The organism is Streptomyces sp. TSRI0107, from assembly GCF_001905845.1.
Classification (GTDB): domain Bacteria; phylum Actinomycetota; class Actinomycetes; order Streptomycetales; family Streptomycetaceae; genus Streptomyces.
In genome coordinates, this window is record NZ_LIVZ01000010.1 from 143,282 (window position 1) to 162,666 (window position 19,385).

20 protein-coding genes are annotated in these 19,385 nt (G+C 72.6%); 13 read left to right on the forward strand and 7 right to left on the reverse strand.

The genetic code is table 11. The features are described from left to right. Positions 1-55: 55 nt before the first annotated feature. Both AMK31_RS26520 and AMK31_RS26525 read right to left on the reverse strand, forming a co-directional pair. Complete coding sequence (locus AMK31_RS26520) at positions 56-772, reverse strand: sulfite exporter TauE/SafE family protein (RefSeq protein ID WP_274535979.1); 717 nt, start codon at positions 770-772, stop codon at positions 56-58. Further along, positions 769-1,191, reverse strand: a complete 423-nt coding sequence (locus AMK31_RS26525; protein ID WP_073943171.1) for a hypothetical protein — start codon at positions 1,189-1,191, stop codon at positions 769-771. Before AMK31_RS26525 ends, AMK31_RS26520 begins: the two co-directional genes overlap by 4 nt. A 96-nt stretch (positions 1,192-1,287) precedes the next feature. On the opposite strand from AMK31_RS26525, the gene AMK31_RS26530 reads away from it, so the two are divergent. From AMK31_RS26530 to AMK31_RS26575, 10 genes are all read left to right on the forward strand, one after another. Next, on the forward strand, positions 1,288-2,064 hold the full coding sequence (locus tag AMK31_RS26530; RefSeq protein WP_073943361.1) for a helix-turn-helix domain-containing protein: 777 nt from the start codon (positions 1,288-1,290) through the stop codon (positions 2,062-2,064). Then, positions 2,061-2,243: a DUF397 domain-containing protein gene (locus tag AMK31_RS26535; RefSeq protein ID WP_073943172.1), complete on the forward strand. Its 183-nt coding sequence runs from the start codon at positions 2,061-2,063 to the stop codon at positions 2,241-2,243. Before AMK31_RS26530 ends, AMK31_RS26535 begins: the two co-directional genes overlap by 4 nt. 349 nt (positions 2,244-2,592) lie before the next feature. After that, positions 2,593-3,465 carry a hypothetical protein gene (locus tag AMK31_RS26540; protein ID WP_338013052.1) on the forward strand — a complete coding sequence of 291 codons (873 nt, stop codon included), beginning with the start codon at positions 2,593-2,595 and terminating at the stop codon, positions 3,463-3,465. A 50-nt stretch (positions 3,466-3,515) separates the two neighbouring features. Next, complete coding sequence (locus tag AMK31_RS26545) at positions 3,516-4,097, forward strand: Uma2 family endonuclease (RefSeq protein ID WP_073943174.1); 582 nt, start codon at positions 3,516-3,518, stop codon at positions 4,095-4,097. A gap of 46 nt (positions 4,098-4,143) precedes the next feature. Then, positions 4,144-4,593 (forward strand): hypothetical protein, encoded by a 450-nt coding sequence (locus tag AMK31_RS26550; protein ID WP_241842727.1) that lies wholly within the window; start codon positions 4,144-4,146, stop codon positions 4,591-4,593. Further along, entirely contained in the window at positions 4,590-6,647 is a 2,058-nt protein-coding gene (locus tag AMK31_RS26555; RefSeq protein ID WP_073943176.1) for an NB-ARC domain-containing protein, read from the forward strand. Before AMK31_RS26550 ends, AMK31_RS26555 begins: the two co-directional genes overlap by 4 nt. 166 nt (positions 6,648-6,813) lie before the next feature. After that, on the forward strand, positions 6,814-8,091 hold the full coding sequence (locus tag AMK31_RS26560; protein ID WP_073943177.1) for an aspartate kinase: 1,278 nt from the start codon (positions 6,814-6,816) through the stop codon (positions 8,089-8,091). Then, positions 8,088-9,140 (forward strand): aspartate-semialdehyde dehydrogenase, encoded by a 1,053-nt coding sequence (locus AMK31_RS26565; RefSeq protein ID WP_073943178.1) that lies wholly within the window; start codon positions 8,088-8,090, stop codon positions 9,138-9,140. The genes AMK31_RS26560 and AMK31_RS26565 overlap by 4 nt, the downstream gene beginning before the upstream one ends. Before the next feature lie 393 nt (positions 9,141-9,533). Continuing rightward, complete coding sequence (locus AMK31_RS26570; protein WP_073943179.1) at positions 9,534-10,139, forward strand: SigE family RNA polymerase sigma factor; 606 nt, start codon at positions 9,534-9,536, stop codon at positions 10,137-10,139. After that, the gene (locus AMK31_RS26575) at positions 10,136-11,314 is read left to right on the forward strand and encodes a hypothetical protein (protein WP_241842728.1); all 1,179 of its coding nucleotides are present in this window, start codon (positions 10,136-10,138) and stop codon (positions 11,312-11,314) included. The genes AMK31_RS26570 and AMK31_RS26575 overlap by 4 nt, the downstream gene beginning before the upstream one ends. Before the next feature lie 10 nt (positions 11,315-11,324). Here AMK31_RS26575 and AMK31_RS26580 read toward each other — a convergent pair whose 3' ends face one another. Further along, positions 11,325-12,128, reverse strand: coding sequence for an SURF1 family protein (locus AMK31_RS26580; protein WP_073943180.1), 804 nt, complete (start codon positions 12,126-12,128; stop codon positions 11,325-11,327). Positions 12,129-12,327: 199 nt separating this feature from the next. Here AMK31_RS26580 and AMK31_RS26585 point away from each other — a divergent pair, with 199 nt between their 5' ends. Further along, complete coding sequence (locus AMK31_RS26585) at positions 12,328-14,148, forward strand: S9 family peptidase (protein WP_073943181.1); 1,821 nt, start codon at positions 12,328-12,330, stop codon at positions 14,146-14,148. 75 nt (positions 14,149-14,223) lie between these two features. Here the strand turns inward: AMK31_RS26585 and AMK31_RS26590 are convergent, their stop codons facing one another. Both AMK31_RS26590 and AMK31_RS26595 read right to left on the reverse strand, forming a co-directional pair. Further along, positions 14,224-16,134: an NAD-binding protein gene (locus tag AMK31_RS26590; protein WP_073943182.1), complete on the reverse strand. Its 1,911-nt coding sequence runs from the start codon at positions 16,132-16,134 to the stop codon at positions 14,224-14,226. 130 nt (positions 16,135-16,264) lie between these two features. Beyond that, complete coding sequence (locus AMK31_RS26595; RefSeq protein ID WP_073943183.1) at positions 16,265-17,044, reverse strand: SDR family NAD(P)-dependent oxidoreductase; 780 nt, start codon at positions 17,042-17,044, stop codon at positions 16,265-16,267. A 230-nt stretch (positions 17,045-17,274) separates the two neighbouring features. Here AMK31_RS26595 and AMK31_RS26600 point away from each other — a divergent pair, with 230 nt between their 5' ends. Together AMK31_RS26600 and AMK31_RS26605 are read left to right on the forward strand one after the other, a co-directional pair. Beyond that, a complete protein-coding gene (locus AMK31_RS26600) occupies positions 17,275-17,601 on the forward strand; it encodes a hypothetical protein (protein WP_241842735.1) in 327 nt (108 codons plus the stop codon). 74 nt (positions 17,602-17,675) lie between these two features. Further along, the gene (locus AMK31_RS26605) at positions 17,676-17,864 is read left to right on the forward strand and encodes a ferredoxin (RefSeq protein ID WP_073943185.1); all 189 of its coding nucleotides are present in this window, start codon (positions 17,676-17,678) and stop codon (positions 17,862-17,864) included. On the opposite strand, the gene AMK31_RS26610 is transcribed toward AMK31_RS26605, so the two are convergent. Together AMK31_RS26610 and AMK31_RS26615 are read right to left on the reverse strand one after the other, a co-directional pair. Continuing rightward, the gene (locus AMK31_RS26610) at positions 17,854-18,612 is read right to left on the reverse strand and encodes a glycosyltransferase family 2 protein (protein ID WP_073943363.1); all 759 of its coding nucleotides are present in this window, start codon (positions 18,610-18,612) and stop codon (positions 17,854-17,856) included. The two genes, AMK31_RS26605 and AMK31_RS26610, sit on opposite strands and share 11 nt — an antisense overlap. 8 nt (positions 18,613-18,620) lie before the next feature. Then, entirely contained in the window at positions 18,621-19,244 is a 624-nt protein-coding gene (locus tag AMK31_RS26615) for a UTRA domain-containing protein (protein ID WP_073943186.1), read from the reverse strand. Positions 19,245-19,385: the final 141 nt, after the last annotated feature.

Here is a 19,385-nt window from a genome sequence, read left to right on the forward strand (position 1 = left end):
GGTGCGTCCTGGCCGAGTCGACTCCGCGACGCCGGGATGATCCAAACGACAGGGCCTAAGCCCCCCACACCCCTTTCGCCATGGCGCTGACCCCGCCGGCGAGCGCCAGCCCCAGCACCAGCCGTCGTGCCCACACCTCCGGCGTGCGCCGCGCCAGCACCCGCCCCAGGCCCGCCCCCACGACCATGGCGGCCACCACCCACCCCCACCGCTCGGCGCCGAGCCGCGGCGCCCCGTTGGCGGCCACGGACACGACGTTCACGACGACGCCGTAGAACTGCGCGTTGGGCACGAACTCCCGTACGGTCCATCCCGCGTTCAGCGCGTACAACGACACGGGCGGCCCCCCGACCCCCGCCGCGGCGTTCATGAACCCGCCGGCGGCCCCCGTGACGACCGCGCCCGTCCGCCCGCGCAGCGCGGCGGCCCGAGCGCCCCGCATCACCAGCAGCACCGCCACGGTCACCAGCCCGCCCATCACCACGAACAGCACGCGCTCCGGCAGCTGCCGCGTCAGCCAGGCCCCGGCGGGCACGGTGCACACGGCGGCCACGCACAGCGGCCCCATCGCCGCGAGCCGCACCCGCCGCCACCCGCTCACCAGCCCGACGAGGCAGATGGCCCCGGCGGCGCAGTTGGTGAGCACGACCCCTTCCACCGGCCCCAGCACCCACACCAACGCGGGCACGGCGACAAGCGCGAAGCCCATGCCGGTGAGCCACTGCACGCACGAGCCGAGCAGCACGATCCCGAAGAGAAGAAGGTCTGTCACAGACCGAATGATCCAGCGCCCCACACCGTGTCGAGGAGACCTCTGGCATCGACGTACGGGCACCCCGCCGTCGGCTCGCTGTACCACTGCAACGGCCAGGTGTTCCCCTCCAGCGCCGGAATGCCGATGTAGGTGACGGTCCGGACCCCTCGCCCGCCGAACTGCTGCACCCCCAACGGCCAGCTGTGCCGCCGCACTTCCCCCGGCGCCAGCAGGAAGTACATCCACCGGAACCCGCTCGCCTCGCACACGATCGGCCCCGCGTCGCCGTCGGTGACCTCGACGAGCCGTTCGGCGACGCGCTCCCCTCTCACGCCTTCGATCCGTACGGCGTCGAAGTGGACGCCGGTCACGCGGAGTTGGTGACCGGAGGCCGGAATCCAGTCGGGGCGGCGGTTGATCGCGTTCGTCATGGTCACACGATGGCGATGGTGGCGATACGCTCGGTAGTGACTCAGGTGATACACGCTGCTGTGTATCGGTCGGAGGTGCGCGCTGTGTCCCAGTCGCCCGTCATGTGGCGCTTCACCGGCAACCAGTTGAAGCGCTGGCGCACGAAGGCGAACATCAGCCGGGAGCAACTGGCTGTCGCCGCGAACTACTCCCCGGACACCATCAAGGCGATGGAGCAGGGGGTGCGGATGCCGACGGCCCGCGTCCTCGACGTGGCCGACGGGTTGTGCGGGGCGGAGGGGCTGCTGAGTGCGGCGAAGGAGTATCTGAGCCGGGAGAGATTTCCGGCGCGGGCGCGGGAGTTCATGGAGCGGGAGAAGGAGGCGATCAGTCGCTGGTCGTACGGCGTCGCGCTGATCCCCGGGCTGCTGCAGACGAAGGGCTACGCGCGGACGCTGATCGAGAACCGCCTTCCGGCCCTGGACGAGGAGACGGTCGAGGAGCGCATCGCGGCGCGAATGGAACGGCAGGCCATCCTGACGGAGCGGAAACCGCTGGTGTCCCTGAGCTTCGTGCTCTACGAGGCCGTGCTGCGCAGCCCCCAGGTGGACGCCGAGCAACTGCGGCGCTTGCTGGAGGTCGGCCGGCTGAGGAACATCGCGTTGCAGGTGCTCCCCTTCGAGCGCGCCATCACTGCCGCCCTTCAAGGGCCCATGGTGCTGCTGGAGACCCGCGACCACGAGCGGTACGCCTTCACGGAAGGCCCGTTCGCCAGCGAACTCTCGGCCGACCCGGAGGTTGTCAGCCGTGTCACCGAGCGGCTTAGCATCATCCGGGCGCAGGCCCTCAGCCCCGCTGAGACGGCCCGTTTCATCGAGCGGATGGTGGACCAGGCATGAGTGACCAGCTGACGTGGTTCAAATCGACCTACAGCGATGACGAGGGCGGCGATTGCGTCGAAGTCGCGTTCGGTCCCCGCGTCCACATCCGCGACTCCAAGAACCCCGCCGGCCCCCGCCTCCACATCCCCGCCCCCGCCTGGGCGGCGTTCATTTCCGCAGTTCAGCCCGAGGCTTGAGCCCCGAGCTCCGAGCCCCTCCATGGGTTCTGGATCGGGTGGGAAACCTCCCAACCAACCAAGTCTGAACGTGAGTTAAGGCGGCCTACCTCGAAAGAGTGACGTTCCGTGATCGGCTTGCGCCGGAACGTAAAGCCGCTCTAGGTTCGCGGCAAATAGATCGGCCCCGGTCGGTGCTGGAACACCGGCTCCGGGGCCTCGCCCTACGCATCGAAGGAACAGTTCGATGGTGGCTTGCGCCTACCCTAGCCCTGCCCTGCCGTCCCCGTCCCACCCCATGGCCAAAACGGGGTACGGGAAGCGCCCCGCAGGTGACGAAGACCCGCACGCGGACGCGGACTTCGCACACTTGAGCGCCCGGGACCGTGAGATCGCCGTCTTCGTCGACCACCTCGAAGAGGGCCACGCGATGGGCTACAAGGCCATCGCGGCGGAACACCCCCGGTACGGCCAGCAGGCCGTGCGCACCTCGCTGGGCCGCATCGTGCTCGCGGGTCATCTGCGCTGGATCAGGGAGCACATCACCGTCGAGGACGATTCGATGCGCTGGGTGACGCGGACGTACTGGTCGCGTACCCGCAGGTCGGAGGAGTGGTGGGCGGACTTCGTGCGGGAGCGCGACGGCAAGGACGTGACCGAGGACCACATGCCGGGGCTGGCCCGTGTGGAGAACGCCGAGGAGCAGCCGGCCCCGGAACCGGAGGACGCCGCCGAACACCCGAGCACCGCCTACCGCACGCTCGCCGAGGTCCGGTCCGCCGACACCCGTATGCCGTTGTCGGACGGTGACTGCCGGTCCCTCGAACCCCTGGTCGCGGAGTGGCTGACGCGCGGCGCGACCCCGGACGACATCACCAAGGCCCTGACGGCCGGGTTGCCGCCTGCCGTCACCAACCCGGGCGGTCTCGCCCGCAAACGACTGGAGAGCAAGATGCCCCCGAAGAAGGCGAAGATCCGGCAGAAGGCGGCCCGGCGGGCCCGGGTCTCCCGAGTGATCATGGTCTGCGGTCTGTGTGACGCGGACGAGCGGACCACGAAGATCTCGGGCGGGCTGTGCGACGAGTGCCTGGCGCTGATCGAGGCGGAGGGACCGGCGTACGGCCACGTCCCGGACACCTTCCTGCCCGCCCAGCGTGACGCCGGCGGTCTGCCCGGCGCGGACGAGGTCATCGACGTGACGGAGAAGGTCAACGCCCTCCGGCGCGCGGCGGGCCTGCTGTGAGCGTGCAGGAAGTACCGGTCAGGGCACCATGGAGTCGAGGAGGCGACGCCATGACCCCCAGGACCGAGCAGCACCGGCCGCAGATGTCCGTCGAGGAGTTCGAGGAGCTGGAACGCCACGCCCCGGAGACCGTGCGGCTGGAGTTCATTGGGGGAAGGGTCCAGGTCAAGCCGATGCCGGACGGCAACCACAGCGAGATCTACATGTGGCTTCTGGAGCGCTGTATGCAGGCGCGCCCCGACCTGCGGCTCCATCCCGAGCGCGGCCTCAAGACGGAGACGTATCGAAAGGGGCGGGCTCGCGCGGACGCCGTCCTCGTGCCCAAGGGAGGTCTCAAGGGACGAGGCGAATGGTCGGATACCGAGGACGTCCTGATGGCTGTCGAGATCACGTCCTACGACTCCGACACGAATCAGCGAGACCGAGTGGAGAAACCTGACGGCTATGCGGCGGCCAGGATTCCCGTCTACCTCCTCATCGATCGTGACGACTGCTCGGTCGTCGTCTTCAACCAGCCTGAGGACGGGCGTTACCGGCACGAGGAGAAGCTCCCGTTCGGCGCGGCCGTGAAGCTGCCCGACCCCGTGAGTTTCGTCCTCGACACGGAGGCCCTCAAGGAGTTCGCGGACTGACTCGAAACCCCTGCCCCTCGACCGTCCCCGGCGCCATCATGGCCATATGACCTCACGGACAAAGGCGTTGATGGGCACCGGGATCGGGCTCTGCGTGCTGGGCGCGGTGGGGCTGGTCGTCGGGGCTGTGGTGGATGTCGAGGGTGCGGATCCCTGGGCGAGCGTGGCCGGCGGGGTGGCGGGACTGCTGGGGCTGGCGGTGACGATCTTCGCGTTGACGCGGGGCGATTCCGGGTCGGACGGGGCCTCGGGTGCCGACGCGCCCCCCAGGGTCGACGTATCGGCCAGTGGTCCAGGGGCCGTTGCCGCCGGGCGGGACATCGGGTTCGTGTCGACGGGCAGCGGCAACATCGTGGCGCCGCCGAACCCGCCCGCGCCCGCGGCTCCCGCCCCCGGCGAACCGTCGGCGCGGAACGTCACGGCCTCCGGTGACCGGTCCGTCGCGGCCGGGCGTGACATCCACCAGGCGCAGACCGGCGACGGTCCCACCGCGTGACCGCTTCGGCGGAGGCGTCCGGGGACCGTTCCATCGCGGCGGGTGGGTCCATCCGTCAGGCGATCAGCGGGGACGGCTCGGTGGGGATGTACGCCGAGACGGCCCTGACGCTGCCCGCCGAGGCGTTCGCGATGCCGGAGGCGGCGCCGGACGGGCTGGTCAACCTGCCGGAGCGGGCCGGGCTGTTCGTCGGGCGGGAGCGGGAACTCGCCCTGCTGGACGAGGCGTTCCAGGCCACCGGCGGGGTCGTCGTGCAAGCCGTGCACGGCCTCGGCGGCATCGGCAAGTCGACGCTTGCGGCCCGGTGGGCGGCGGAGCGCACGGACGTCTTCAACCCGGTGTGGTGGATCAACGCCGAGACCACCGCCGAACTCGACGCCGGTCTCGCCGACCTCGCGATCGCGTTGCAGCCCGCGCTGCGGGACGTACTCTCGCGGGAGGCGCTGCGGGAGCGGGCGGTGCGGTGGCTGGCGGCGCACGAGGGCTGGCTGCTGGTGCTGGACAACGTCTCGTCGCCGACGGACGTGAAGGCTCTGCTGGCCCGGGCGACGGGCGGTCGCTTCCTCATCACGACGCGGCGGGCCACCGGGTGGCACGGCATCGCCGAGCCGCTGTCGCTGGACGTGCTCGAACTCGCCGAGGCGACCGAGCTGTTCGCCCGTGTCCAGGGCGGTGCCGCCGCCGACGCCGAGGGGCTGTGCCGCGAGCTGGGGTGCCTTCCGCTCGCCGTGGAGCAGGCCGCCGCGTACTGCGCGGAGGCGGGGATCACGGCGGACGAGTACGCGGAACTGCTGGCGCGCTATCCGGAGCGGATGTTCGCGAGCGCGGCGGAGGGCGGGAGCAGCGAGCGGACCGTGGCCCGGGTGTGGCGCGTGACCCTGGACCGGCTGGCGGACACGCCGCTAGCGGGGGTCGTTCTGCGGACCGTCGCCTGGTGGGCGCCCGACGGGATCCCCCGGGCGTATCTGGAGCCGCTGGGCAGCCCGCCAGAGGTGACGGATGCGATCCGGCGCCTGGCGGCGCACAGCATGATCAGCCTGCACGACGACGGCACGATCTCGGTGCACCGGCTGGTGCAGGCGGTGGCGCGGTCGGAGGGGGAGGTGTACGCCGACAGGGCGGCCCGGCTGCTGGCCGGCGCCGGCCTGCACCTTGGCGACGCCGCGGACGAGGAGCGGTGGCTCACCCACCTGGAGGCGCTGGCCTCGTGCACGAGGCCGGAGAACGACGCGGAGGGCGCGGCCATGCTGTTCTGGCCCGGGGGGATCAGATACGCCCACCGCGACGCCGTCCACGCGATCCGCCTGAGCGAAAGAGCCCTGGCGGCGGCCGAGCGGGCCTGCGGATCCCGGCACGCGCTGACAGTGGCCGTGCGCGCCGGACTGGCCCAGGCCTGCCGTGCCGCCGGCGACGGGGAGCGCGCGATCGAACTGCTCGAACGGAACGTGACCGAGCATGTGCGGGCCTTCGGACGCCGTGATCCCCGGACGTTCGAGGCGCGGAACGAGGTGATCGAGCAGTTGGTGAGGTCCGGACGTGCGCGGAGCGCGCTCGCGCCGGCGGCCAGAAACGCCCGGAAGGCGGAGCGGGTCCTGGGCCGCGACGCGCAACAGGCCATCCTGGCGCGGGCGGCCTGGGCCTCGGCGCTCGGGGAGCTGGCCAAGACGGACCCGGCCCGGTTCGCGAAGCCCGCGTGCGACGCGATGGAGGGGTTGCTGCGCAGGGCGGTGGCCGCCACCGGCCGGGACAGCGGTGTGTGCGGCAGCATCCGGATCATGCTGGTGTGGGCCAGGAGGTCCGCGGGGGACATCGCGGGAGCGGCGGCCCTGTACGAGGAGTTCGTCGAGAGCGAGATACGCCGCCGTGGCCCGGCGGACCGGATCGTCCTGGAGTCCCGCACGCTGCTCGTCAGGTTCCTCTGGAACATGGCGGCCGACCCGGCCCGCGCCCGCGAGATCGCCGTCCCCCTCCTCGCCGACTGGGAGCGACTGCTCGGCGACACTCCGTACGTCCGCGGGCTCCGGCAGGAATTCGCCCCGCTCCTCGCCGCGTGACCCGTGCGCATCGAATCCCCGACTTTGGGCAGGGACTGTCCTGGACGACGCCGACGTCTCACCATGCGGGAGCGCAGAGGTGGATTTCGGACGCTCGTTAGACTGAGCCGACCCGCAGTACACCGTCGTATATGCGGAACGAACACACATCGAGCGAGGAGCGCACGTGGGCCTTGTCGTGCAGAAGTACGGAGGCTCCTCCGTAGCCGATGCCGAGGGCATCAAGCGCGTCGCCAAGCGGATCGTGGAAGCGAAGAAGAACGGCCACCAGGTGGTGGCCGTGGTTTCCGCGATGGGCGACACGACGGACGAGCTGATCGATCTCGCCGAGCAGGTATCCCCGATTCCTGCCGGGCGCGAGCTCGACATGCTGCTGACCGCCGGAGAGCGGATCTCCATGGCCCTGCTGGCCATGGCGATCAAAAACCTGGGCCACAGCGCCCAGTCGTTCACGGGCAGCCAGGCAGGTGTCATCACCGACTCGGTCCACAACAAAGCGCGGATCATCGATGTCACGCCGGGCCGCATCCGGGACTCGCTGAACGAGGGCAACATCGCCATCGTCGCCGGGTTCCAGGGCGTCAGCCAGGACACCAAGGACATCACCACGCTGGGGCGTGGCGGGTCCGACACCACGGCGGTGGCTCTCGCGGCGGCGCTCGACGCCGAGGTGTGCGAGATCTACACCGACGTCGACGGTGTGTTCACCGCCGACCCGCGCGTGGTGAAGAAGGCCCGGAAGATCGACTGGATCTCGTTCGAGGACATGCTCGAGCTGGCCAGCTCCGGGTCCAAGGTGCTGCTCCACCGGTGTGTGGAGTACGCCCGTCGCTACAACATCCCGATCCACGTCCGCTCCAGCTTCAGCGGCCTTCAGGGCACGTGGGTCAGCAGCGAGCCGATCAACCAAGGGGACAAGCAGGTGGAGCAGGCCATCATCTCCGGTGTCGCGCACGACACCTCCGAGGCCAAGATCACGGTCGTCGGTGTGCCCGACAAGCCGGGTGAGGCCGCCGCCATCTTCCGCACGATCGCCGATGCCGAGATCAACATCGACATGGTCGTGCAGAACGTGTCCGCCGCGTCGACCGGCCTGACGGACATCTCGTTCACGCTGCCGAAGACCGAGGGCCGCAAGGCCATCGACGCGCTGGAGAAGAACCGGTCCGGCATCGGCTTCGACTCGCTGCGCTACGACGACCAGATCGGCAAGATCTCGCTGGTCGGCGCCGGTATGAAGACCAACCCGGGCGTCACCGCCGCGTTCTTCGAGGCGCTGAGCGACGCGGGCGTGAACATCGAGCTGATCTCGACGTCCGAGATCCGCATCTCGGTGGTCACCCGCGCCGACGACGTCAGCGAGGCCGTGCGCGCCGTGCACACCGCGTTCGGGCTGGACTCCGACAGCGACGAGGCCGTCGTCTACGGAGGCACCGGCCGATGACCGGCAAACCGACGCTCGCGGTCGTGGGAGCGACCGGGGCCGTCGGTGCGGTCATGCTCCAGATCCTGTCCCAGCACGCGGACATCTGGGGCGAGATCAGACTCGTCGCCTCACCGCGCTCGGCCGGCCGCAAGCTGGCCGTGCGCGGCGAGGAGGTCGAGGTCGTGGCCCTGTCGGAGGAAGCCTTCGACGGGGTCGACGTCGCCATGTTCGACGTACCCGACGACGTGTCCGCGCAGTGGGCTCCCATCGCTGCCGCCAAGGGCGTGGTCGTCGTCGACAACTCGTGCGCCTTCCGGATGGACCCGGACGTGCCGCTGGTCGTACCCGAGGTCAATCCGCACGCGGTGCGCATCCGGCCGCGCGGGATCGTCGCCAACCCGCACTGCACCACCCTGTCGATGATCGTCGCGCTGGGCGCGCTGCACGCCGAGTTCGGGCTGCGCCAACTGGTGGTGTCGTCGTACCAGGCGGTCAGCGGGGCGGGCCGGGCCGGCGTGGACACGCTGCGCGAGCAGCTGTCCCTGGTCGCCGGCACGGAGCTGGGCACCAGCCCCGGCGATCTGCGCCGGGCGGTCGGCGAGCGGACCGGGCCGTTCCCGGAGCCGGTGGCGCTGAACGTGGTGCCGTGGGCCGGGGAGCTGCGCGAGGACGGCTGGTCGTCCGAGGAGATGACCCTGCGGGACGAGTCCCGCAAGATCCTCGGGCTGCCGCGGCTGCCGGTCGCGGTGACCTGTGTCCGGGTGCCGGTGGTCACCGCGCACGCGCTGACCGTGCACGCCCGCTTCGAGGACGAGGTCACGGTGGACCGGGCGCGGGAGATCCTGGCCACCGCGCCGGGCGTGGTGCTCTACGACAATCCGGCCGCCGGGGAGTTCCCGACGCCGGCGGACGTGGTGGGCACCGACCCGACCTGGGTGGGCCGGGTGCGGCGGGCGCTGGACGACCCGACGGCGCTCGAGATGTTCGTCTGCGGTGACAACCTGCGCAAGGGTGCCGCGCTGAACACGGCGCAGATCGCGGAGCTGGTGGCCACGGAGTTTTCGTGAGAGCTTCTCGTGAGAGCTTCCCCTCACGGAAAAGATCCTGGCAGTGGCTTGATGCGTTTGTAGGATCTGCGTAAGAGAGATTTGCTCCCCGTCCTCCGCAACCGAGCGGAGGGCGGGGAGCGTCTATGCGGTCACCCTTCCGGGGTGGGGGGAGCCGTGGGCGAGGCGTGGGGACGCTTCGTTCAACAAGGGACATAGGGGAAGAGCGGGACGCATGAGGGCATTTGAGGCACCGTCGGCTGTGCTGCCTGACGCGAGATCGAACGTGACGCTCGGCACGTACAACCATGCCGGGGGTGAACGTGTCCAACTGGCGTGGCAGAGGTTCTCGACTTCCCAGCGCCGACCCGCGGCACGGCTCTCCGGCCGCCCCGCCGGCCGGTTCGCACCCGCATGCCCGGCGCGCCCGGCGGCATGCCGGTGATCGCGCCCATGCCCGCAGCGCGGCCCGCCCGCATACCCAGTCAGCGTGACGGTGCCGAGTACACCGAGGAGACGCAGGCCGCCGGTACCACCGTCGACCACCTCACCGAGACGTACCGCGCCCACTACCGCTCCCTGCTGGGTCTCGCAGCCCTCCTCCTCGACGACACCGCCTCCTGCGAGGACGTCGTCCAGGAGGCGTTCATCCGCGTCCACTCCGCGCGCAAGCGCGTCCGCGACCCGGAGAAGACGCTCGCCTACCTCCGGCAGACCGTCGTCAACCTGTCCCGCTCCACCCTGCGCCGCCGCATCCTCGGCCTGAAGCTGCTCTCCAAGCCGATGCCGGACATGGCGAGCGCGGAGGAGGGCGCCTACGACCAGCTGGAGCGCCGCGACCTCATCCAGGCGATGAAGGGCCTCCAGCGCCGCCAGCGCGAGGTCCTGGTCCTGCGCTACTTCGCGGACATGACGGAGGCCCAGGTCGCCGAGACCCTCGGCATATCGCTGGGCTCGGTGAAGGCGTACGGGTCCCGTGGCATCGCCGCCCTCCGGGTCGCCATGGAGGCGCCGGCATGACCGGAGAACCACGCGAGCCGACCGGGGCGCCCGAGCCGACCGAGCCGACCGAGGCCGGGGTGCCCGAGCCGACCGAGGCGCCCGAGCACAAGCCGAAGCAAACGCACGCTGGGAACGGAACCGTGAACCACAGCCCCGACGAACAGAGCCCCGAAGGGCTCGACTCGGACGAGCTGGCACTGCGCCGGTTGCTGCACGGCGCGGTCGAGGACATCGCGCCGCGCGACGGCACCCTGGAGCACCTGCGGCGGGCGGTCCCCGCCCGGCGGGCGCGCAAGCGGCAGGCCGTCGTCGGCATGGCCGCCGCCGCGCTCTTCGTCGGCACCGCCGTCCCGGCCCTGGTGCACGTCTCCAACGCCACCGGCCCCGACGCCAACCCCTCCATCGCCGGCCACGGCTCCCAGGCCCAGGGCGGCACCGGAGACGGCAAGAGCACCGCGGGCGGCGGCGAGAGCTCCGGCAGCTCCTCCGGCAAGCAGGAGGAGAAGGGCGAGGACGGCGAGAAGAACCCCGACAAGGGCAAGGGCGGCAGCACCGAGAGCGGGTCCGGCGGCAGCGCCGACCCGTCGGCGCCGAGCGCCGACACCACCGCGGTGTGCACGGCCGACCAGCTCGGCGCCACCGGCGGCGTCGACGCCCCGGACTCCATGGGCACCGTCTACGGCACCTTCCGGATCACCAACATCTCCGGCGGCAGCTGCACCGTCAGCGGCCCCGGAAGCCTGGTCCCGCTGGCCCAGGGCGCGGCCGACCCCGCCAGGATCAGCCTGGTCTCCCACACCGCCGGCGACCCGGCGGCCGGCCTGCCCGACCCGTCCCTGGAAGTGCCGCAGCTGGTGCTGCTGCCCGGGGCGGCGTACGAGGTGAAGTTCGCCTGGGTGCCGTCCGACACCTGCCCCACCGGCGGCGGCGACGGCGGCACCGACGGCGGCGGCACGGGCGGCCCCGACCCGAGCCCCGACCCGACGCCCACCGAGACGAGCGGCACCACGCCCGAGGGCACCTCCACGGGCGGCGACACCGGCACGACCACCCAGCTGATCAGGGAGGACGGCACCCTCGACGGCAGCGTCGCCGTGTCGTACACCGCGGACGCGGGAGCGTCGACCGGCGTCACCGTGCCCAACGCGTGCGCGGGGACCGTCTACCGCACCGGGATGCTGTCCGCCTCGTAGCCCGCGCGGCTCACCCGGCTCGGCTGCCGGACGGGGCGGACACCCGCTCCTCCTCGTCCGGCGCGATCCCCATCTCCGCGTCCCGGGCGAACTCCAGCTCGCGCCGGAACAGCCGGAACCACATGAAGACGACGAAGCCGGCGAAGACGAACCACTCGCCGGTGTAGCCGAGGTTCTGGAACGCCTTGAGGTCGAGACCGGTGTCCGGGGTCACCGCCACGGGGACCGTCTTCATGCCGGAGTCGGCCTCGTTGAGGGTGACCCAGCCGTCGTGGAGGTCGTACGGCACCAGGTTGACCAGCGAGGCCGCGCTGATCGCGGCGGTCTGCCCGGACGGCAGTCCGCCCGCCGCGCTGACCCCGTTCTCACCCGGGTTCTCGGACGCCTGCAGCGCGCCGGTGACCGTGACCTCGCCGGCCGGCGGGGCGGGGGCCCGCGCCGGGTCGGCGGTGCCGGGCAGCCAGCCGCGCACGACCGGCAGCGCCTCGCCGCCGTCGGTGCGCAGCAGCGTCAGCACGTAGTAGCCGCGCTTGCCGTCCAGCTCCCGGTCGGGAACGAGCAGCTGCTTGCCGTAGGTGCCGGTCGCGGTGGTCTGCTTGCCCGCGGTCGCCTTGGTCACCGGCAGCAGCTCGGCCAGCGGACGGGCCGCCTCCCGCTGGTCCCGCGCGGCCCGCGCGTCCGCGCCGCGATGGCTGTCCACCCGGTCCTCGAACCGGCTCAACTGCCAGGACCCCATGAACACGCAGAAGGGGATGGCGAGCGCCACGAAGACGTTGATGCCCCACCAGCGGGGCGTCAGCAGAAACCGGTACACGCCTTCAAAGGTACGGGGGCGGTGGCGGGGGCCCGCCGGTGGGGTCGGGGCTCAGCGGCTCCGCACGGGGCCCTGGCCGGACGGGGCGGGCGGGGCCGACGGGGCGGAAGAGGGCTGGTGAGCGGACATGATCCGGAAGTTTTCCACAGGCTGGGGGCCTTGCCCGCGGAATGTCGGCGGGGACGGGCAGTATGGGGTCATGACTGAGAGCAACGCGGTCGCCGCGACCCGGCGGACCGAGGACATGCCGGACTGGGAAAAGCGCTTCAGAGCACCGCGGGTGTCACTGCCCGACTGGGCACAGGACGCCCCGGACCGCTCCCTGTTCGTGTCGAACGCGACGGGGACGTACGAGCTGTACGCGTGGGACCGCGCGACCGGCGAGCAACGCCAGGTCACCCACCGCCCCAACGGCACCACGGACGGCGTGCTCTCCCCGGACGGCACCTGGATCTGGTGGTTCGACGACAAGGACGGCGACGAGTTCGGCGTCTGGCGCCGCCAGCCCTTCCAGGGCGGCGAGGACGACCTCGCGGTGCCCGGCCTGGACCCGTCCTACCCGGCCGGCCTGGCCCTCGGCCGGGACGGGCGTACGGCGGTGATCGGCCGCTCCACCGACGAGGACGGCACCACGATCCACCTCGCCCGCGAGGGCGAGGCGCCGGTGGAGATCTACCGGCACCGCGAGTCGGCGGGCGTCGGCGACCTCTCGCACGACGGGACGCTGATCGCCGTCGAGCACACCGAGCACGGAGACGCCATGCACTCGGCGCTGCGCGTGCTGCGCACCGACGGCAGCACGGTCGCCGAGCTGGACGACACCAAGGGCGGCAGCGAGGAGCTGGGCCTGGAGGTGCTGGGCTTCGCCCCGGTCGACGGCGACACCCGGCTGCTCATCGGCCACCAGCGGCGCGGCCGCTGGGAACCGCTGGTGTGGGACGTGGCGACCGGCGAGGAGAGCGACCTCGCCCTGGAGCTGCCCGGCGACGTCAGCGCCGAGTGGTACCCGGACGGCTCGGGACTGCTCATCGGGCACAGCTTCGAGGCCCGCAGCGAACTGTTCCGGTACGACTTCGCGAGCCGCCGCCTGGAGCGCATCCCGACCCCGCCCGGCACGGTCTCCGGCGCCACGCCCCGCCCCGACGGCAGCGTCGAGTACCTGTGGTCGTCGGCCGCCGAGCCGTCCGCGGTGCGCTCCACGCGCGGCGGGGTCGTACTGGACCCGCCGGGGATGAAGTCGCCGGGCTCGGTGCCCGTGGAGGACGTGTGGGTGGAGGGCCCCGGCGGCCGCATCCACGCCCTGGTGCAGAAGCCGGCCGGCGCGACCGGCCCGCTCCCCACCGTCTTCGACATCCACGGCGGCCCGACCTGGCACGACAGCGACTCCTTCGCGGCCGGCCCGGCGGCCTGGGTGGACCACGGGTACGCGGTGGTGCGGGTGAACTACCGCGGCTCCACCGGCTACGGCCGCGCCTGGACGGACGCCCTGAAGCACCGCGTCGGCCTGATCGAGCTGGAGGACATCGCGGCGGTCCGGGAGTGGGCGATCACCTCCGGCCTGGCCGACCCCGCCCGGCTGATCCTCACCGGCGGCTCCTGGGGCGGCTACCTCACGCTGCTCGGCCTCGGCACCCAGCCGGACTTCTGGACGCTGGGCATCGCCGCGGTCCCCGTCGCGGACTACGTCACCGCGTACCACGACGAGATGGAGGCCCTGAAGGCCATGGACCGCACCCTGCTCGGCGGCACCCCCGAGGAGGTCCCCGAGCGGTTCGAGGCGTCGTCCCCGCTGACCTACGTCGACCAGGTCAAGGCCCCGGTCTACATCTCCGCCGGAGTCAACGACCCCCGCTGCCCCATCCGCCAGATCGAGAACTACGTCAAGCGGCTCGAGGCCCGGGGCGCGGACCACGAGGTGTACCGCTACGACGCGGGACACGGCTCGCTGGTCGTGGACGAACGGATCAAGCAGGTCCGGCTGGAGCTGGAGTTCGCGGAGCGGCACCTGTCGGGTGCCTGAGAAGGCGACTGAGAAGGGCTGAGAAGGACTCAAGAAGGGCTGAGAAGGACGGCGGGGCGGGGCCCCCGGGCGGCGTCAGGCGCCCGCCCGCTCCCGTCCCCGCCGTCCCAGCAGCTCCGCGAGACCCCGCCGGGTCGCCGCCAGCACGACCCGGTCGCCGTCCTTGAGGACGTAGCCGTCGGGCAGGTCCCAGACCAGCCCGGACGGCCGCGCGGCGGCGGCGTCGCCGTCCCCGTCGTCCACCGCCGCGCGGTCCTCGGCCACCCCCGTGTCCAGCGCCAGCACCCGCCACGCCCCCGGCCGGAACGCCTCCGCGACGGTCCGCCCCTCCAGCCGGGGATGCCCGCCGACGTCCACCGCGGCGAACAGCAGCACCCGCCGCTCCACCGGGATCGCCCCGAGGATCTGCCGCCCGAACATCGCCCCGGCGAACGCGGGCGCCGCCAGATGGGACACGCTCCGGCTGCGGGTCAGTGCGTGCGGATGCGCGGCCCGGAGGGTCCGGTACACGGCGGTCGCGAAGTCGTCGTCGTACAGCCGCAGCACCACCCGCAGATCCGGCCGCACCGAGCGGGCGTACAGCACCGCCTCCAGGTTGGTGGTGTCCGCGCTGGTCAGCGCGAGCAGCGCGTGCGCGCGATGGATCTTGGCGGCTTCCAGCACGCCCTCCTGGGTGACATCGCCCAGCACCACCGGCACCCGCAGCCGCCGTGCCGTGGCCATCCCCCGCGCCTCCGGGTCGGACTCCACGCACACCACCGGGATGTGCAGCTCCCGCAGCCGGGTCAGCACACGCGTCCCGATCTTCCCCAGCCCGAGCAGCACCACGTGCCCGCCCAGCCCGCGCGGGGGCCTGCGCAGCGCCGACACGCTCCGGAAGGTGCCCAGCCCCTCCAGCACCGCGGCCAGCAGCACCGGCAGCAGCAGCAACCCGACCAGCCCCGACAGCAGCTGCAGCACCTGCCGGGCGGTGGACTGCTGGAGCGCGGGCTCGTTGATCGCGAACAGGTCGAGCAGTGTCACGTAGGTGGCGTAGAGCAGGTGCTCGCCGGTCACCACCTTCAGTGCCACGGCCAGCGCGATCACACACGCCACCAGCCCGAACAGCGACCACCGAAGCCGCCGCGAGAACAGCGAGGCGAACGGCAGCGCACCGCCGCTCCGCGTGCTCTGGGCGGGCCCGGAGTACGACACCTGCTCCAGCACCACCGCGCCCCGCCCGGTCGCCGCCCGCACCGTCGCCGCGTCCGGCAGGAGCTGCGGCCCCTGCTCCCCGCTGCCCTCGGAGCCGTCGGCGCCGGCCGGGTCGTTGCTGGTCGCGGAGAGCAACGCGAGTGTGGCCAGGCCGGGGTCGGCCACCTCGCCGGGCGCCGGCGGCTGCCGCTCCACCGCCCGCAGCAGCAGCCCGTCCGTCTGGAGGACCTTGCTGGTCCCGGCGAGCGCGGTGGCGGCCAGCGCGGGCGCGGCCGTGTCGGCGTCGGACAGCACGGTCGTCGAGGCGTCGAAGCCGGTGGCGCCGTCGCCGAGGGCCAGGGTGGCGGCCTGGTCGAGCAGGTCCTCGATGTGCTGGCCGAGCCGCCGGTTGTAGAGGCGCAGCACCAGCCGGAGCCGGTGGTTGAGACGGCGGGCGGCCAGCGCGGCACGGATGTTGGTCTCGTCGTCGTCGTACACCAGCGCCAGCGCGGCCGCCCGCTCCACGCCCGCCTCGGCGAGCACGGCCTCCGTCAGCTCGGGCGCCTCGACGACCCGTTCGGCCCCGGAGGGTTCGGGGGTGCCGCTGGTGTTGCCGTTGCCGTTGCCCCGGCCCACGGCGGCGTTCACCATCCGGTCGAGCAGCGCGGCCGACGCGGCGCGGGCCCGCCCGACGACCGGCTGGCGCACCCGGCGGCCGGAGGGCGGCACGACGAGCGTGACCTGTTCGCCGTAGACGCTCCGGAGCTCGGCGGCGAGCCGGTGCGCGAGTCCGTCGTCGCCGCACACCACCATGTGCGCGGTCGCATCACCCGGCAGACCCTGATTCGGAACGCTCCCCATGTGAGGAAACACTGCCCCAAAGGTGTTGCCGGTTCCAGCAATTGATCACACGTCAGTGCGGTCGGCGCGGGGCCGGCGGGGGTCAGTGCACGGACAGTCCGCCGTCCACGAAGAGCGACTGCCCGGTGATGTACCCGGAGGCGCGGCTCGCCAGGAACACCGCCGCGCCCTCGAAGTCCTCGGCGAGCCCGTTGCGGCCGGTCATCGTGCGCGCGGCCAGCTCGGCGACCTTGGCGGGGTCGGAGGACAGCCGTTCGTTGAGCGGGGTCATCACGAAGCCCGGCACGAGCGTGTTGCAGGTGACGCCGTACGGCGACCAGGCCTCCGCCTGCGACCGGGCCAGCGACTCCAGTCCGCCCTTGGACACCCCGTACGCGCCGCTCTGCACGAACGCGCGGTGCGCCTGCTGCGAGCTGATGTGGATGATCCGCCCGAAGCCCCGCTCGGCCATGCCGGGCCCGAACCGCTGCCCGAGCAGGAAGGGCGCCTCCAGGTTGACGGCGATGGTGGTCTCCCAGACGTCGTCGCCGAGTTCGCCGAGCGGCGGGCGCAGGTTGACGCCCGCGGAGTTCACGAGGATGTCCGGCTCCCCGAAGACGGCCGCGGCCCGGTCGGCGGCCTCCCGCACGGCCCGCCGGTCGCCGAGGTCCGCGCTCACCCAGTCCGCCCGGCAGCCGTCGGCGGTCAGCTCCGCCACGGTCGCCCGCAGTTCCGCCTCCCGGCGCGCCACGACCACCACTCGCGCGCCGGCCCGCGCCAGCGCCCCGGCGATGGCCCGCCCGATCCCGGAGCTGCCGCCGGTGACGAGGGCGACGCGGCCGTCGAGCGAGAACAGGTCGGACAGATAGCTCTGCGAGTTCATCCGATCAAGGTACGTGAACGCCGGAGACCGGATATCTCTGGAGAACTGATGCTCCGTCAGCTGTGGTCGCCGCGCCAAGCCGTCCGTGAAGGGATGAGCGCCGTGCCGACAGACCACCGGCCCCCCGGCCCGCCCGCTGGGTCCTCCTGATCCACCAGCCCGCCTCGGCCTCCTGGCGGGTGTGCGCCGAGTCCCCGTACCGCGGACCGGTCCGGTACGCGCCGGGCGAGATGACCCAGACGCTGCGGGCCCGCGGCGAGAACACCGCCGTCGCCCTGTGGGGCCCGAAGGACGGCGCCTGGCACCGCTACGACACCGGGGCCCCCGCCCGGACGCCCGCCGCCACCGGCACCGCCCCCCGGCCGGAGCCGGCCAAGCCGGCGGAGCGCATGACGGACCGCCGCCACCAGGTCCTGATGGCGGGCCTCGGCATGGCGGGCCTCCACGACCTCACGGACGACGACCGGACCGCCGTCCACACCCTTGTGGACCGGCTGGACGAGACCACGGTCCGCCGCCTGGCCGGGTGGCTGACGACGGCCGGTACCGCCGGCTGACCGGGTTCGGGGCGGCGCCCGCCGGGCAGTTCAGCGATGACGACCGGCTTGATCCGCGACCGCCTGGAGGGCATATGAAGGTCCGCGTCGACCCCGAGCTCTGCTACGGCTCCGGCGACTGCGTGTACCGCGCGCCGCACGTCTTCACCGCGGTGGACGGCTTCGGCGCCGTGCTGCCGGGCCGCGAGGAGACCGACGACGACCCGAGGGTGCGCGAGGCGGCCGAGGGCTGCCCGTCCCAGGCGATCACCCTCACCGGGTGACGGGCCACCGCCACCCGCACCCCGCCAGCGCCCGCGCCCGGGCCTCCACCACCGCCATCCGGGCCTGCCGTTCCGCCGTGTCCGTGTGCGCCGGCTGCCCGGTGACCTGGCCCTCCCACTTGCGGTAGAGCAGACCGGCCTCCCCGGTGAACCAGCCGCGGCTCACCGCGTCCAGGGCGAGCAGCAGCCCGGTGTCCTCGGAGGCGGGCAGCGCCATCCAGCCGCCGAGCGCGAGGAGCAGGTCGCGGCGGGCGAACAGGGAGGCGGGGTGGACGGGGGCGCGGTAGCCGTTCGACGCCCAGTGCGCGAGGACGGTGCCGGGCTCCAGCGGGCCCTCCTCCGGATCGTCGGGGAAGCCGACGGTCGAGCCGTCGGGGAGGAGGTCGAGGACGCGGGAGGTGGCCCAGCCCAGGCCGGGATCCGCCTCCAGGGCCGCCAGGTCACGGGCGAGCGCGCCCGGCGTGAGCCGGTCGTCGGCGTCGAGGACCTTCACGTACTCCCCGTCGGCGTGCGCCAGCGCGATCGTGCGGGCGACACCGGGCCCGCCGGGCCGCCCCTGCCGGAAGGTGACACGCTCGTCGTCGGGGACGTGCGGGCGTACGGCGTCCGTCTCGCCGTCCTCCTGGACCAGCCAGCGCCACTCCCAGCCCTCGGGCAGCCGCTGGGCGCGCAGCGACACGTACGCCTCGGACAGGAAGCCGGCCGACGGGGCGTGCACGGCGGTGACGACGGTGATGCGCCGGCTCACGGGCGCGCTCACCACCTTTCCAGGTGAGTGGTGAAACGCAGCTCGGTACGGTCGCCGGGCAGCGTCAGGAAGGACACGTCGACGACCCGGTCGTGGATGTCGTACGACGTCTTGCGCAGCCGGAGCACCGGCGCGCCGGGCGGCAGGTCCAGCTCCCGGGCCTCCAGCGGGCGGGCCGGGCGGGCGGTGACGCGCTCCTCGACCCGGTCCACCTCGATGCCGACGGAGTGCAGCTGGCTCTGGGTGCCGCCCGGCCAGGGCTCGTTGGTCTCGTCGAGCAGGTCGGGGTTGCCGTCGATCAGATCGCGGCGCAGGTAGGAGGTGACGATGCTGAAGGGGGCGGCCTCGCCGGCGTGCCGGGTGCGGTAGGCACGCTCCAGCAGGGGAGTGCCTTCCGGGACGCCGAACGCCTCGGCCAGCTCCGCGGTCGCCGCGGTCCGCCGGTAGGCGGCGACGAACTCCAGGTCGCCGGTGTGGACTCCGGTGTCCCGCTCGGTGGCGCCGGTGCGGGCGCGGGCGGCCCGCGGCTGCCGGGCGCGGTCCTTCTCCCACTGGTGGCGGTTGTTGTCACGGACGGCCGGGGTGCGCCCGGGCCGCCGTGGGTCCGTGGTCTCTTCGTACGCCTGGGACACGGCCCCAGCCTATGCGGAGGGCGGCGATCCGCCCGGCTGCGCCGGACATGGAAGTGCCCGATCGCTGGTGACGGGGGATACACCAGCGATCGGGCTGACACCCAGCCTAACAAGGCGTCCCGCACGACGGGACCCGACTGC

Excerpts from the sequence above, each read along its gene's own strand:
- AMK31_RS26545 (WP_073943174.1), top strand. The coding sequence starts at position 3,516 with ATGACCCCCAGGACCGAGCAGCACCGGCCGCAGATGTCCGTCGAGGAG.
- AMK31_RS26605 (WP_073943185.1), top strand. The coding sequence starts at position 17,676 with ATGAAGGTCCGCGTCGACCCCGAGCTCTGCTACGGCTCCGGCGACTGC.
- AMK31_RS26535 (WP_073943172.1), top strand. The coding sequence starts at position 2,061 with ATGAGTGACCAGCTGACGTGGTTCAAATCGACCTACAGCGATGACGAG.
- AMK31_RS26595 (WP_073943183.1), bottom strand. The coding sequence starts at position 17,044 with ATGAACTCGCAGAGCTATCTGTCCGACCTGTTCTCGCTCGACGGCCGC.
- AMK31_RS26600 (WP_241842735.1), top strand. The coding sequence starts at position 17,275 with ATGACCCAGACGCTGCGGGCCCGCGGCGAGAACACCGCCGTCGCCCTG.
- AMK31_RS26550 (WP_241842727.1), top strand. The coding sequence starts at position 4,144 with ATGACCTCACGGACAAAGGCGTTGATGGGCACCGGGATCGGGCTCTGC.
- AMK31_RS26565 (WP_073943178.1), top strand. The coding sequence starts at position 8,088 with ATGACCGGCAAACCGACGCTCGCGGTCGTGGGAGCGACCGGGGCCGTC.
- AMK31_RS26570 (WP_073943179.1), top strand. The coding sequence starts at position 9,534 with ATGCCCGGCGCGCCCGGCGGCATGCCGGTGATCGCGCCCATGCCCGCA.
- AMK31_RS26575 (WP_241842728.1), top strand. The coding sequence starts at position 10,136 with ATGACCGGAGAACCACGCGAGCCGACCGGGGCGCCCGAGCCGACCGAG.
- AMK31_RS26590 (WP_073943182.1), bottom strand. The coding sequence starts at position 16,134 with ATGGTGGTGTGCGGCGACGACGGACTCGCGCACCGGCTCGCCGCCGAG.
- AMK31_RS26530 (WP_073943361.1), top strand. The coding sequence starts at position 1,288 with ATGTGGCGCTTCACCGGCAACCAGTTGAAGCGCTGGCGCACGAAGGCG.
- AMK31_RS26585 (WP_073943181.1), top strand. The coding sequence starts at position 12,328 with ATGACTGAGAGCAACGCGGTCGCCGCGACCCGGCGGACCGAGGACATG.